This is a genomic window from Aquimarina longa SW024, assembly GCF_001401755.1.
GTDB lineage: Bacteria > Bacteroidota > Bacteroidia > Flavobacteriales > Flavobacteriaceae > Aquimarina > Aquimarina longa.
The window spans coordinates 133566-147699 of the sequence record NZ_AVQK01000018.1; the positions used below are offsets into that span (position 1 = coordinate 133566).

14 protein-coding genes are annotated in these 14134 nt (G+C 34.9%); 10 read left to right on the forward strand and 4 right to left on the reverse strand.

What is annotated here, in order from left to right; all coding sequences use genetic code 11:
* Nucleotide 1 precedes the first annotated feature (1 nt).
* Complete coding sequence (locus N456_RS04285) at nt 2–1768, forward strand: ATP-binding protein (protein ID WP_062054262.1); 1767 nt, start codon at nt 2–4, stop codon at nt 1766–1768.
* On the forward strand, nt 1761–2213 hold the full coding sequence (locus tag N456_RS04290; RefSeq protein ID WP_062054264.1) for a GIY-YIG nuclease family protein: 453 nt from the start codon (nt 1761–1763) through the stop codon (nt 2211–2213). The genes N456_RS04285 and N456_RS04290 overlap by 8 nt, the downstream gene beginning before the upstream one ends.
* On the opposite strand, the gene N456_RS04295 is transcribed toward N456_RS04290, so the two are convergent.
* Nucleotides 2194–3324 (reverse strand): cysteine desulfurase family protein, encoded by a 1131-nt coding sequence (locus N456_RS04295; RefSeq protein ID WP_158447821.1) that lies wholly within the window; start codon nt 3322–3324, stop codon nt 2194–2196. The two genes, N456_RS04290 and N456_RS04295, sit on opposite strands and share 20 nt — an antisense overlap.
* A gap of 211 nt (nt 3325–3535) precedes the next feature.
* On the reverse strand, nt 3536–4174 hold the full coding sequence (locus N456_RS04300; protein WP_062054266.1) for an N-acetylmuramoyl-L-alanine amidase family protein: 639 nt from the start codon (nt 4172–4174) through the stop codon (nt 3536–3538).
* A gap of 188 nt (nt 4175–4362) precedes the next feature.
* On the opposite strand from N456_RS04300, the gene N456_RS04305 reads away from it, so the two are divergent.
* From N456_RS04305 to N456_RS04345, 8 genes are all read left to right on the forward strand, one after another.
* Nucleotides 4363–4650: a hypothetical protein gene (locus N456_RS04305; RefSeq protein WP_062054268.1), complete on the forward strand. Its 288-nt coding sequence runs from the start codon at nt 4363–4365 to the stop codon at nt 4648–4650.
* A 307-nt stretch (nt 4651–4957) separates the two neighbouring features.
* Nucleotides 4958–7360 carry a TraG family conjugative transposon ATPase gene (locus tag N456_RS04315; RefSeq protein ID WP_062054272.1) on the forward strand — a complete coding sequence of 801 codons (2403 nt, stop codon included), beginning with the start codon at nt 4958–4960 and terminating at the stop codon, nt 7358–7360.
* 4 nt (nt 7361–7364) lie between these two features.
* A complete protein-coding gene (locus N456_RS04320) occupies nt 7365–7997 on the forward strand; it encodes a conjugal transfer protein (RefSeq protein WP_240315481.1) in 633 nt (210 codons plus the stop codon).
* A gap of 9 nt (nt 7998–8006) precedes the next feature.
* On the forward strand, nt 8007–8831 hold the full coding sequence (locus N456_RS04325) for a hypothetical protein (protein WP_062054274.1): 825 nt from the start codon (nt 8007–8009) through the stop codon (nt 8829–8831).
* Between the two features lie 11 nt (nt 8832–8842).
* Nucleotides 8843–9457 carry a hypothetical protein gene (locus N456_RS04330; protein ID WP_062054276.1) on the forward strand — a complete coding sequence of 205 codons (615 nt, stop codon included), beginning with the start codon at nt 8843–8845 and terminating at the stop codon, nt 9455–9457.
* Nucleotides 9458–9487: 30 nt separating this feature from the next.
* The gene (gene traM, locus N456_RS04335; protein WP_062054278.1) at nt 9488–10417 is read left to right on the forward strand and encodes a conjugative transposon protein TraM; all 930 of its coding nucleotides are present in this window, start codon (nt 9488–9490) and stop codon (nt 10415–10417) included.
* A 32-nt stretch (nt 10418–10449) separates the two neighbouring features.
* A complete protein-coding gene (locus N456_RS04340; protein WP_062054280.1) occupies nt 10450–11280 on the forward strand; it encodes a DUF4138 domain-containing protein in 831 nt (276 codons plus the stop codon).
* A 7-nt stretch (nt 11281–11287) separates the two neighbouring features.
* A complete protein-coding gene (locus N456_RS04345; RefSeq protein ID WP_062054282.1) occupies nt 11288–11653 on the forward strand; it encodes a nuclear transport factor 2 family protein in 366 nt (121 codons plus the stop codon).
* Nucleotides 11654–11910: 257 nt separating this feature from the next.
* Here N456_RS04345 and N456_RS04350 read toward each other — a convergent pair whose 3' ends face one another.
* Both N456_RS04350 and N456_RS04355 read right to left on the reverse strand, forming a co-directional pair.
* Nucleotides 11911–12975, reverse strand: coding sequence for a PDDEXK family nuclease (locus N456_RS04350; protein WP_158447822.1), 1065 nt, complete (start codon nt 12973–12975; stop codon nt 11911–11913).
* A gap of 540 nt (nt 12976–13515) precedes the next feature.
* The gene (locus N456_RS04355) at nt 13516–14091 is read right to left on the reverse strand and encodes a hypothetical protein (RefSeq protein ID WP_062054286.1); all 576 of its coding nucleotides are present in this window, start codon (nt 14089–14091) and stop codon (nt 13516–13518) included.
* Between the last annotated feature and the right edge of the window lie 43 nt (nt 14092–14134).

Sequence of the window (14134 nt, forward strand, 5' to 3'; positions counted from 1 at the left end):
TATGAGTGATAAAATCGATTTATCCATAGATGCCGGTAGGCTTCTTTTTGGATTGAGCAGAATTGGCTACACAACTTCCGCCGCCATTTGTGATATTATAGATAACTCTGTAAGAGCAAATGCAAACAACATACACTTATTAATCAAAAAAGAACGTGAAGATTTTTCTGATAGTAAGAGGAACAATGTCAAGGAATATATCATCATAGACGATGGCGATGGTATGGACGCAAATGCAATCGAAGAGGCATTAAAACTTGGCTCAACAGATGACCATTATGACGATAAGTCCCTATCAAAATTTGGCTTGGGTTTAAAATCAGCTTCATTTTCTCAGGGTGATGTACTCAAAGTTATTTCTTCGAATGGTAGTGGATTTAATAAGTATGAAGTCTCTCTTCCAAAAGTAATGGACGCAAAAGAATACTTTGCAGAAAAGACTGAAATTGACGAGAATGAATCTGAACTAATTGATACCTATCTAAAAGAAGGCAAAGGCACCATCATTATTATTTCTGCTATTCGATTAAACAACCATCCAAGTGTTAGAAATACCATTAAAGAACTTAAAACAAAAGTTGGTGTCATTTATTTCTATTTCCTATCTGAAAGCGGAATCAATATTACGATTGGTGACAAAAAAATAGATGCCATTGACCCGTTGTTTGTAGCTGAAGCCAACGAAAATGGAAACTTGAATGAAAATGAATGGGACGGAACCGAAGTGCAATGGATAGAAAAACCAAAAGAGCTTACCCTTGATGATGAACTACAAATAAATGTCACTATTGAGATAACGCAACTTCCTTATCCACCTATTTATAGAATTAAAAATATAGGTGAGTCGAGAGACAAGGAAGTGCGCGAAAGATATTTAATTGAAGCAGGCAACTATGGTTTTTATGTGTATAGAAATAAAAGACTGATATCTTGGGCTTCAAACCTACAAGGTATTATCCCATACGACCAAGATTTTTATGCCTTTAGGGGAAGAATACTTATCAATGACGAGGCAGACGATTTCTTCAATATTGATGTAAAAAAATCCTCGCTAACTCTCTCTGAAGAAGCCTTTAGAAATATTAGTGATTTTGCCAAGGAAGCTAAAAGTAAAAGTAAGGCAGCTTGGAAAAACGCAGGTAAGATAAGTCGTGACATTATAAATAAAGCACCTAATGAAATCGCAAATAAACTCTTAGAAGAATTTGAACAGATAGAAATTCTGCCAGGTGATGACCTACCCGATGAGGAAATAGCTTTAGAGCGATTAAAAGCCATCACGGACGATATGACCTCAAAAATCAAGTGGATAATTAAAATGATGAAAGAGGATAAGGGTGAAGAAGTGGATGATGTAGATGATGACTATACCGATGATGAAAAAGAAGAGGCCGTTAAAGGTGAAAAGAATCCTAACCTCACGAAGATATTCAGGGTATCATCTGTTGAAGACAACCTTTTGTGGGAACCTTACTATGATACCGATTTAGGTAATTGTGTAAGGATTAATAAAATTCACCGATTTGCAAGATTAATCTATGAAGATAACGCCGAAAATAGAGATTTACAGATTCTCTTCGATTTAATGATGCTTCAATTTGCCGATTCCGAATTATACGCCTACAAGAATATTGAAAAATATGAATACGACGACCTAAAAGTTATTTTACGCGAATCCAGAAGAATAGTATCAGAATTTCTTGCCAATATGTGCCGAAAACTAGAGAACGATTTGCCACCAAATTACAGTGAAGAAAAGTATGCTTGAGACTAGTATTATGGGGGCATTTAATGGTGCAGACCAAGCTTATATCTACATCTGGCTTTCCAAAAAACACAAAATTGTTTATGTAGGAATGACCAACAGTTATACTGGTACAATTGGTAGAGCCGGTGCACACTTTAATAGAAAGGGAACTTTGAGAAAACGATTTAATGAAACCCGGGGCTATGAGGTAAATGATGTAGACGACATATTACTTCTATCCTTTCCATTGCCTAAAACAAGAGAATTTATATCAGTTGAGAAATCATATAGGGAAGCTGTTGAGTATTTGGTACAAAAAGAGTTGATATTGTTACGCGGTAAGCTCAATCCCACTTTTGATGTTATCTCTTGGGTAAGACTAAGTCCTAGAACAGGAAATTCGAGAATCAAAAGATTAGCAGCTGAAATAGTAAATTCTTTTGAAACTAACTATTCTCGTTTTTAAGGGCATTGATTAAAATATCTAAATGTGATTGAGATGTGGGGCTTCCAAAGCTTATTCTGATGCTACTTTCGGATTCTTCCTTAGTTAGTCCCATACTTTTAAGCACGTGGGATTGTTGCAATAATCTAGAATTACATGCAGAACCCATTGATACCGAAACTGTGTTTTTGTGCTTTAAAATAAATGACTCTGCATCTTGATTTGCCAGTTGTATATTAAGAATATAAGGACTTCTGCTCGCTGAAAATCCATTGACGGTTCCAAGTTCAAGTTGGTATAATTCTTGGGTCAAATACCTATTTAATTTTTGAATCTTATCGTAGTTTACATGCAATTCGGACTTTGCCAGTTCACTTGATTTCCCTAACCCTACAATTCCAGGAACATTTTGAGTTCCTAAATTTACGGATTCAATAAGTCCCTTAACTATTACGCCTGATTTAGTTTTAGCAGTTGTATTGACTAATAAGCCACCGATACCTTTAGGCCCATAAATTTTATGCGCATTAAAACAAAGTAAGTCTATATTTTTATCTTGAAAGTTGAGCGGAAGTTTTCCATAAGATTGTGTCGCATCCGTAAAAAAAAGAACATTATGTTTCTTGCATATAGTACCAATATCCCCAATATCGGCAATAACACCGGTTTCATTGTTAACGTGCATTAATGCTACAAGTATTGTATCACTTCCAATACTATCTTCCAGTGAACTTGTGTCTAATTTTCCATTGTCATCAACATCAAGATAGGTTATCCGAGCACCGACTTTTTCTAAATCCTCACACGTATCCAAAACTGCTTTGTGCTCTGCTCTGGAAGTGATTATATGGTTTCCTGCATCTAAACTATTGTAGAAAACTTGACTTATGGCCAACTTGATGGATTCCGTTGAACCACTAGTAAAGAAGACCTCATTCTCTTTACAATTCACAAGTCTTGAAACTTGATTTCTGGCTTCTTCAATCGCTTTAGAAGCTCTTTCCCCCTGTTTATGAGTACTACTAGAGGCATTCCCATAGTAATTAAGAAAGTACGGCGACATTGCCTTGTAAACTTCCTCGTTTACAGGTGTTGTTGATGCAAAATCAAAATATATTGGTTCTTCGTTCACTGTCTTTAAATAACAAATGCAAAGTTAAAAATATATCTCTCGATTATTGAGTTTAGAATTCTTTTTAATTAATACGTATACATTTAAATATTCCACATTGGAATATACTACCTATTATTTTTCATCAAAGATTTTATAATTAGAACTAACTCTTTTAAAAACAATACTATTGTGTTTTTCAAATTGCTAAAAATTTCAGTGTACATATTTTTCATAAGTCTGCATGTATTAAAAAAATCAGTAAAGTATGTGCTAGCATAGTTACATTAGTATCATTAGTAAAATAGCTTTTCTCATCTAAATTGCTCAAAAACCCTATTTCAAAAAGAACAGAACTGCAGTACTCAATTGTATACCTTAATACTTGAAAATTGGCAAATTTCACACCCCTACTTTCAAAACCTAATTGCTTCTTTATTTGGTTTTGCAATTGATAGGCCAACCAAACAGATTGCTCTGAATATTCAGATTTCGATGGGGCAACATATATCTCAATCCCTCTTGTATTTGGATTATCCGAATGATTATAATGTAAGGATACAAACAAATCAGCTTTAAGGGCTTTGACCAATTTCGTTCTATCCGTTAAGGAAATTAGTGTATCGCTGTATCTGGTCAAATAAATAGCCAAAGGCTTATCCAACTTGTTATTTAGCTTTAAAATGGCATTAGCAATATTCATTACAATATCCTTTTCTTGGATTCCATTTATACCTATTGCACCAGAATCTTTTCCACCGTGTCCAACATCAATTACGATTCGTTTTTGGGTACTTGTTTCTTGTCCAAAAACGATACACATTTTTAGAAGCAAAAAGACAAAACTGACGTTTTTCAGCACTTTTTTCATTTTCAATTTTCAGGTTACCAACAACTTTCCTTCAAAAACCCATAGAATTTAATGTCAAATAATAGCAAATAAATTCAATTGATTTTAAATAATATTTTATTCACAAATATTTGATTATCAGTTATTTAATCACAAATATATGTAAATTTAAGAAAGGGAAATGAACAAAAAATCTAAACAGTTTTATTATGAAAAAATCAATCTACTTAGCAACTTTTTTATCGTTGCTCTCAACATCACTTTTTGCTCAAATTGGTGGAATTGAAAATTCCGTTAACGATGTGGGTGATACCATACGTACCATATTTCCAATTTTACTTGGTGTCATTTTTCTAGTTGGTTTCCTTTTTAACGCAGGGCATTTCTTTGGGGAAAATGCAGACCTAAAAAAAGGAATTACTAGAGTACTTGTATTTGTTTTGATTGCTGGTGCAGTTGTCGGCATCTTCACATACCTAATAGGCATCGTAGTATAAATGAACCCTCATCGAGGGCTTTATTAGAAAAGCTGTATGAAGAAATTCGAGGTCTATAAAAACATTAGGAAACGGGCGGTCATCTTTGGGCTGCCTATTTCCCTGTTTGCCCTAATGATGGTATCCATTTTGGCTTCGCTGCTCATTATCATTTTCTCTTTCAGCTTCGGGATAATAATTGGCGTTCTCGTTTTTAATGCTGCCTTGTATGTAGCTCTTACAAGAATAACACATAACCCACAATTATTTCAAATGGCTAAAGCCTTCCCAAGAATAATAAGTAACAAAAGAAACTCTGGCTTCGATTATGAACAAGATTAATCTTTCAGCATATAATCCTATTACAGATATTCAAGACAATATCATATTTGCCAATAATGGCAATGTCGTTCTGTGCTATAAAGGGACATTGCCAGAAATCTATTCTTTATCCGAAAAAGACTTTGAGGATATACACGGTGCTTGGTTTCAGTCTTTAAAATCTTTGCCTATTGGCACGGTGGTACAAAAACAGGATATCTACCTTAAAAAGAGTTACACTTCAGAAGAACTTCCGAGTACAACATTTTTAGAAAAAGCAACACACGACCATTTCAAAGGACGTGCTTATATGGAACATCGTTGCTTTTTGTTCTTTACGCTCACTAAGAACAAGGCTCTAAATAATTCAAAATATGTCAACCCTTTTCGTAAAGTTTCAAAAGGTATTGTTCAACAATTAGATGACAACGTTAAGAGCTTCATCGGCTCGGTTAGTGACTCGGTTTCTTTTATAAACAATAGCCGAAAAATGACCTTTGTTCCGCTTAACGCGAAAGACATTCAACAACTCACAAATAGCTATTTCAACGGTTTCAATGAAGGCTTTGATACCGACATCATATTAGATAAAAAAAGCGTCAATATTGGCGAAAACCATTTTGATGCCCTGGCCATCAATAGCGAACTGTGCTTTGGCGAAAGTGTACAGAGTAGCAAGACTAATGAGAAATTCACTTCTGACGATTTTGTGTTTCATCAAGGGTTTATTGATGGCTTAGGGCTTACGCTTAATGAGAATCATATTGTTAATCAAATCCTGTATTTGGATGACAAACAGAAGTGGCGCAAGCTGCTCGATAAGAAAGTCGAGGAACTCAACAAAAGCTCAAATTTCGGTTCACAGAACAAAGTGGTGCTTGGTAAAATTCAACACATTCTTGACCAAATCAATGCCGATGATAATGCACGTATTATTCGAGGTTATTTAAATATAGTGTACTGGGATAAAAACCCAGAAAATTTAAGCCGAATCGGTTCAAAAATCAAAACCGAGTTTAAGGAACTAGACATTATTCCATATTACCCACGAGGCGAAGAACGCAAAAACTATATACTAAATAGTTACTGTTGTTTTTCTTCCAATTTCTCAAATAATGATTTATATGTAACGGATTTGAAACACGCTTTATGCTTGTTTATCAATAATACCAATTACAACTCTGATGCTACCGGAATCATCTTTAATGACCGTGAACATAATATCCCGGTTCTAAAAGATGTTTGGGACGAGCGTAAGAAACGTATCAAGGCACGCAACTTTGCCATTTTCGCCCCAACGGGTGAAGGCAAGTCTTTTTTAGCAAATAACATTCTACGCCAATATTTTGAGAGCGGTGTCCGTCTAGTCATAATAGATTTGGGTGGTTCTTATACCAAGTTTGCCAAACTCTATCCTGAGAAATACACTGTGCTTCGTTATGAAAGTGGAAAGAATCTAGGCATTAATCCTTTTTATATAAGTGATGTAAACGACCTCACACCTGAACGTTTGGAAGACTTATCTGTGTTCTTATTTGAACTTTTTGCCTCTGATTTAAAAGTGACCAAAGCACAATCAGTTTCGGTTAAAAAGATACTGCGCCATTATTACAACAATACTTCAGAAAATCATTCGCTGGATGGTTTTTACAATTTTATAGAGCGGAATCAGAAAGACCTTCTGAACACCTTAAAAATCCATCCCGACTATTTCAATATTACCAGCTTCTTGCACGTAATGTCTGAGTATGTCGGCGATGGTCTATATAGCTTCCTCTTTGAAGTTAGCGAAGACCAAACCTATAAAATTGAGGACAAACGCCTAATTGTTTTTGAGCTAGATGAAGTAAAGGATAACAAGGAAATCTTGTCCGTAATGTTGAAGCTGATTAAGTCGGCCATCCAAAGAACAATATGGAAAAACAGGGCTGAAAAAGGTATCATCCTTTTCGATGAGTTTGCCAAACAACTAAAGTTTGACAACGTACTAGAAAGTGTTGAATTCTACTATCAAGCTATTCGTAAACAGAATGGTGCGATTGGGATTATTCTGCAATCCATTAATCAGCTGCCCAATAATTCAACATCAGCTAGCATACTAGAGAATACGCAGGTCATTTATAGCCTAAACAACGAAAAAGGCTATGACGAATTGGTCAAAAGGCTCAACCTTTCAAGCCACGATTTAAACCAGTTAAAGTCCATCAAGAACAACCTTTCCGGACCACGAAAGTACACCGAAATGTTCATCAAAATAGGAAAGCAAAGCAACATTTTTAGGCTTGAAGTTCCCAAAGAAGTGTATGCAGCTTATCTGACCGATGGACAAGAAAATGAGGCCATAATGGCCATTTACAAAAAGACCAATGATATGGAATTGGCTATAAAAGAATTCACATCTAAAACATAATATTATGAAATCAAAAATTCACGAATACCAAAACAAATACGTAACAATTAGTAAAACAAAAATCAAAACAATCTTGTTTGGGCTATTCTTAACGGTCGCCCTTTTATTGCCTAGCGGCTCTAACGCCCAAGGAATGCCAGTTTATGACAACACTAACTTTGTAAGCTTGGTAAAACAACTTATAGAATCAGGCAAGCAGACAGCTGAAATGATTAAGTCTGTAAAATTCCTGAAAGATGCTAAAGAAGCTATAGAGAAAGTATCCAGCGTTGTACAACAGCTTAGAGCAGTTGAGGAAATTGCACAGAACAATCAACGCCTTATCAACGTAATGCAAAACGATTTACAGGATATTTTAAACTCGCCCTATATAAAACCAGAGGAAGTAACACGAGTTGCGGAATCATTCGACGCCATAGTCCAAAATTCTTTGGACACGGTTGAATTTATGGGTGAAATCCTATCCAGCGATAATTTAAAGATGTCAGATGCTGAACGTGCTGAAGTTTTAAAGCAGAAAGAACAGGAATCAAAGGAAATGGTTGCTAATATCACAACTAAAACTAAACGCTACAAGGACATTATATCCTTCAGAAAAATGCAGGATAAAATTAATAACCGTGAAACCACCTATTAGAGAATAGTAATGTCAATCGGACTAGAATATATCGATACTGTATTTCAAACCATACAGAATAGCAGTTTCTCGCAATACACCATTGCAGGAATGAAAACACTTGCCGTATTGTTCTTTCTGGTTAATATCCTTAAAAAATATAATGAGGGTATTGCCGATAAGGACGGATATACTTGGGGGTTGAGTCCAGGAGAACTGGCAAAGAATTTTGCCATAGTTCTCCTGGTTATTTTTTCTACTCAAGTACTGGGTTTTTTTGATAGTATTCTTGTGTCTATAGAAGCACAATATCGTGGTACGGCACCTGCCTTACTGCCCTTGCAGATGCAAGATATTCCTATTGAAGAAGATGTCAACCTTATGGATGCCGCAAAAAATGCTATGACATTATTATATGAAGCCTTGGTCACACCACTTTATGGATTCAAAATATTTGCATTTATCATTAGTCTTATCCTCTGGATTTTAGATTTGTTCATCTACCCGCTTTTCCTTGCAGAACGCTATTTTTTATTGGGTATAATGCAAGCCTTTTTTCCTTTAGTAATCAGTCTGGCGGTTTTTGAAAAATTCCGTTCGCTTGCCTATACATTTTTCAAATTATACGCTGCGGTTTATATGTTGGTGCCAGCCTTCTTTTTGGTCAACGTATTTGTAAATGCACTCTATACGGAAATCAATACGAACTTCTGGACAAACCTTTTTGGAACTGATGTTGGTCAGGGCTTTTTTGCACCTGTAGTTCAGCTTGGGTCGGTTGGTTTTATTGTTTTTCTAAAATTCAAATTATACAAGCGCGCCACCTCATTTACCCTCAGATTATTTTCAAGTTAATTCCAATGAAAATGAAAACACCATATAAGAACATATACAACGTCTTAAAATTGAACAGATTTATCGTGTTGGCAGTTGTCATTTTTGCAATGCTATCTAGCACCTTTTCACTATGGATGGCTTTTAAAACGAATAAAGAAGCGCTTAATAGTGCCTTTGCTATCAATACCGATGGTAGTATTATTCCGTTGAAGTTGGTTACCCAAAAAGAAAATTTCAAGGTCGAGGTCTTAGCCCATTTAGACCTGTTCCACAACTACTTCTATAATATCGATGCCAGTAACTACGAAAGGAATCTTGAAAAGGCTCTATGGCTGGGTAATAGTTCTGTAGACAATCTATATCGCCAGAAAAAAGCTGATGGTGTCTACAATCGATTATTGCAATATTCGCTTATTCAAAAAGTACTAAGTATTGATTCACAAATAGAAGAACAAAAAGGGGCATACGTCTTTAGAACAGTTACCGTCTTTGAAATCAATAGAGGCTCAATAATAGACACCTATGAACTCGTTTCTAGTGGAAACTTAATTCCCGTTGATAGAAACTTTCCGAACAATCCACACGGTTTGTTGATTACAAACTATTTCGAGAACACCTTAAAAAAATTAAACAATGAAAGTTGAGCCGATAATCGGCACTTAAAAACCACGATTATGAAAGTAGAAAAGAACAAAATAGTTTTTGCAGCTGTACTAGCTGTGATTTTCATATTCCTTATTTCCTATTCTATGATGGTTATGGGTGATGATGAAAGTGAAGATGAAAACCTTGAACAAACCTTGGTACCGGACTTGGACGAAAACCAAAAAGAGTATGATTCCAAACTTGATGCTATCAATGACTTAAAGGAAGTGCGCGAGAATAACGCACCTAGCATCTACGATGAAAAACTTTTGGATTCCACAGGTCTTTACAATCCTGATTTGCCAGAACTCGAAAAAGAACGCATTGTGGATAGTATATACAATGCAGGTAAAATTCAATACTCTGACAAGAAATACAGAAACTTAAGGCAAAAGAAAGTTGTGAAAAAGAGCGCACAACAAATCGATTCAGCCGAAATAATGCGAGAACAAAAAATTGAAGCCAAAGAATTAGGGCTAGAGCATCAATTATTCTTTGCTGCTTCGCCAAAACCCAATGAAGTTTCAATTATTGGCAATACGGATGAAACGATATATGTGGTTGTCGATGGCGACCAGGTTGTTAAGGCGAACACTAGATTGCGAATGCGCCTTACCAAATCAGCAACTATAAATGGTAAGCCAATGCCAAAGAATACACCAGTTTTTGGGTTTATTAGCTTTCAACCTAATCGTGCTTTAATCGAAATTGAGAATATTAAGCATCATCCTACCAAATTGAAGGCATTTGATTTGTTGGATGGCAGCGAAGGTATTTATGTGCAAAATAATTTTAGGGCAGAAGCTACCACAGAAGTTTTGGATGATGTTATAGGCGATATCAATATTCCTACCGTTCCACAAGTAGGCGGAATTACACAGGTATTTAGACGTCGTAATCGAAGTGTCAAGGTGACTGTGCTCAACAACTACAAATTAATTCTAAAACCAAAATTATGAGGCCCATAATGGGCATTTAAAAACGCACTCTTATGAAAAAGTATATTATAATTTCCGCTTTCATTATTTCCGCTTTCGCGAAAGCTCAAACAGACAAAGTACTAGATACAATTTATGCAAACGACACTAAAAACGTTGCGCTATTTTTTCCAGAACCCATACGACAAGGCATAACCGGTTCGGACAATTTTGTTTTCAGCTACAATCGTGAAAAAGAACAATATTTCGGGCTGCTTCAGGCTAAACCTGGCAAAGAAAGTAATCTGCTGGTAATCAACAGAAATGGTGCAATTTTTTCGTATATTGTAAGATATAAGAAGCAGCTGTCAAAGCTCAATTATTTTATCCCAGTAACAAATAGTATTGGGAATGAAAAACCAATTGTTACCGATTCGATTCAGGTTGTTACTTCTGAAAAAAATATAGATAACAGGACCTACTATTATCAAAAATTCTGTTCCTATCTTCTTAACAGAAACCAGCGTGTTGGTCGGATTAAGAAGCGAACTCAAGGCATTGTCTTGAATGTTGAAAATATTGTTTTTGATAAAGAAGAACTCTATTTTGTTATCCAGATTGAGAATAATTCTTCAATGGATTACGATTTGAATTTCTTGAACCTCTCAATCGAGACCCGACAAAAAGGGAAAAAGAAATCTTTACAGAGTTTATATCAAGAGCCTATTTACAAGCACTATTTGCCGTCAAAAATTGCAGAAGGTAAAATGGTAAGGTTTATTTATGTAATGCCCAAATTTTCATTATCGAATGACCGTAGGGCAATTTTGGAATTGAACGAGAAAGATGGTGAACGAAATATAAAACTGAATATATCACATAGATATATCAATAACCCAAATTAATAATATTATGAAAAGATTACTTATCTGCTCACTTGTACTTCTATTTATTTCCTGTGCTGGGAATAAGGATATGTCTCCTTCTGAAACTGCCAAAGTTGTTGCCGAAAGTTTTTATCACGGTGATAAAGCGTCTCTAAAAAAACATACTACTGCAGAAGGCTATGCTAATCTTTCCAGCATTCAAGAAATGTTCGTTCAGGATAAAAATTCAAAATCCGACTTCAAGATTGTTGATGAAGTTATGGAAGGTGAAGTTGCTTGGATAAAGTATTCCACAGCATATGACCCAAAACCTGGTGTTTTTAAATTGATTAAAGAAGATGGACTATGGAAGGTTACCCACAACGGACCAAGAGATAATGGACCTTTTTAAATCTCCTATGTCTTTTAGAAATAATGCTTTGAATTTCAATATTTTACATATGAAAAACAGTAAGATATATATATAATTGATATTTTACTATTGATTAAACAAATCAGCAATTCCTCATCTAATTTATTCTATTTCAAACACCTGAGAATCTTTATACCACCTATTACACTACCATTTGACCACTTATTGAATACAAACTCTAAACAAAAACAATCTGGTGTTCTGATTTCAATCAATCATGTTGAATTGTAATGTAACTAATCTTCCCTATCCACAAATTTGACTTGGTCTTTAGATGTTAGAACATTTGGAAACATTGGGATTAAATCTTGATTTTTAGACAGTCTCATCTCAATATCATCCCTATTCCACCAAGAAGTCCAAATTCCTTGAGATAGTAACGATTCGAGTTTTTCTGTAAGTGCTGCGGAAATTTGGGTATTTACGGCTAAGAAAAAGCCCTGTGAATTATGAGTTTCTACAGTATCTCGTATATCCAACACTTTCCCTTTTCCGATTGTAGATTTTCCCGATTTGCATTGTCCTACAACTTTAATCAACTTTCTTGGCGGTGTGGTATCGGACATATATTCATTTATTACATTCCACTCAATAATCAAATCTCTTCCTTTATCACCTTGATTAATGGGTGCTGGTCTTCTAACGCTTTTTACGTTTGGCTCACGTTCCAATAGTGCCTTAACTAATAATTCGAATTGGTCTGGACAAACTTCTTCTTTCCACAAAAATTGTGCTATTGGAAACAACAGCTCAGATTCTCTATTGTGTCGCTCTCTAATGAGCTCTCTTTCTTTTTTATATTCTTCAAATCCACATATTCTACCCAATGCAATAATATAATCTTCCATTACCGTAACGACCATATTTTCCATAGGAATCACGGGGTATCCTTTTAGTTTCCCTTCTTTATTGATAATATTGAAATATTCGTCCAGTTCAAATCTCGTATCATCGTGAACAAAGTTTTTTATGTTATCGCTTAGCACAAATGTACCATTCTGTCCTTTTAACTGTTCAGTTTTATCTGTACACAAATCTAATGTTGCGTAGAGAAACTTTGCGAGACTACTGGATTTAATCATCGTAACTTCCTCTTCTATGTCATAGAAATATACCCATTCTGGTCGTTCACGATCCCTATAATTATTTCGGCTAGATATACTATGCAAATGTGAAAATATGTCCTCAACATCTTCGAAAGAGTATTTATAGTTTGAGTTATCAATATTTCCAGCAGTCATACATTTATCACAAGGGCAACCTGCAAAATACCATAAGCTTTCTCGCCAAAATGCGACCATTTTTATTATTTCCTTGACAACCTCAAAGAGTTGTTTGGCAGTCGAAATTCCATGTAAAATTGGGGCTTGGACTGGTATCAAATATCTTCCCCATATTTCATCTGGAACAACAGGATGGCCAATATCAAATTGCTCACAGGAAATTCCCGACTTATAGAACCTTAAGAAAGCCGTAAACATCAAGCTTAGAATTACGTGAGCATCCGATCTATCGCCGGTATAAAACACATCGTAAGTTCGTTGCAGAAAGTAGAATGATAAATTGTGGTTCTCATCAAGTTGAAGGAAAAGTGTGATTCCTGAAGACTGATCTGTATAAATCTTAAAGTTATTATCGTGTGATTCTTCTAAAGTAAGTGAATATTCATCACATTCCTTTTGAACAATTTTCTCTAAATCTATTATTTCTTCTTTGTTAACCAATTGATACTAGCAAATGCTTCTTTTTTAATATTTATAGTTATTATCTATTGTTTCTGTAAATTTAAATGTTTTAATCTAATTACTTCATATTTCAAAATGAGGTACAGATTAAGCATTTTATTGTCCGCTTCGCTTTCCAAAATTGGGTTCTAATTCATCCCAAACTTGTTGCTCTACCAGTTCTACTATAGCGTGCATTGTATTTGGGCTTTTTACGTTCTCAATAGTATAAGTTCTCAACTTTATATCATAATCAATACCATTGTCCCATTTACATAAATGTAAACTATATACTCTATTACCGCGTGTTCCAAAATGATTTTTTAATCTTGAGTAAATGCCCGTGGTAGAGCTTCCGACATATAGAAAAGATGAAAGTGACTTATTGTACCTTGAAAGATTGACTCTATCCTTGTTCTTAACTTTCTTTTTGTTGCTTTCACTAAAATCCTCAAACAAACCAAGTAATTTAGGCAGTTTACTAATTTCTAATAACTCGATTGTGTAAATTAGAGGAAGGCTGCTTTTTTTAACCTTATATACACTTTCATTCAGTATTTCTTTGGTCCTAAACTCTGAAGAATTGAAGACTACACTTTGATATTTTTTGAGTTTTATTTGCTTTAGATTGAGCTTAAGGGTGTCTAGAAATTCATCTGTTTTTTTAATTATTTCACTTTGGTTAATACTCATTTTAAATTCTTACTTTTTTCTGTATATCTTACTCTTCTCAATA

Excerpts from the sequence above, each read along its gene's own strand:
- N456_RS04285 (WP_062054262.1), top strand. The coding sequence starts at position 2 with ATGAGTGATAAAATCGATTTATCCATAGATGCCGGTAGGCTTCTTTTT.
- N456_RS04290 (WP_062054264.1), top strand. The coding sequence starts at position 1,761 with ATGCTTGAGACTAGTATTATGGGGGCATTTAATGGTGCAGACCAAGCT.
- N456_RS04300 (WP_062054266.1), bottom strand. The coding sequence starts at position 4,174 with ATGAAAAAAGTGCTGAAAAACGTCAGTTTTGTCTTTTTGCTTCTAAAA.
- N456_RS04305 (WP_062054268.1), top strand. The coding sequence starts at position 4,363 with ATGAAAAAATCAATCTACTTAGCAACTTTTTTATCGTTGCTCTCAACA.
- N456_RS04315 (WP_062054272.1), top strand. The coding sequence starts at position 4,958 with ATGAACAAGATTAATCTTTCAGCATATAATCCTATTACAGATATTCAA.
- N456_RS04320 (WP_240315481.1), top strand. The coding sequence starts at position 7,365 with ATGAAATCAAAAATTCACGAATACCAAAACAAATACGTAACAATTAGT.
- N456_RS04325 (WP_062054274.1), top strand. The coding sequence starts at position 8,007 with ATGTCAATCGGACTAGAATATATCGATACTGTATTTCAAACCATACAG.
- N456_RS04330 (WP_062054276.1), top strand. The coding sequence starts at position 8,843 with ATGAAAACACCATATAAGAACATATACAACGTCTTAAAATTGAACAGA.
- traM (WP_062054278.1), top strand. The coding sequence starts at position 9,488 with ATGAAAGTAGAAAAGAACAAAATAGTTTTTGCAGCTGTACTAGCTGTG.
- N456_RS04340 (WP_062054280.1), top strand. The coding sequence starts at position 10,450 with ATGAAAAAGTATATTATAATTTCCGCTTTCATTATTTCCGCTTTCGCG.
- N456_RS04345 (WP_062054282.1), top strand. The coding sequence starts at position 11,288 with ATGAAAAGATTACTTATCTGCTCACTTGTACTTCTATTTATTTCCTGT.
- N456_RS04350 (WP_158447822.1), bottom strand. The coding sequence starts at position 12,975 with ATGGTCGCATTTTGGCGAGAAAGCTTATGGTATTTTGCAGGTTGCCCT.
- N456_RS04355 (WP_062054286.1), bottom strand. The coding sequence starts at position 14,091 with ATGAGTATTAACCAAAGTGAAATAATTAAAAAAACAGATGAATTTCTA.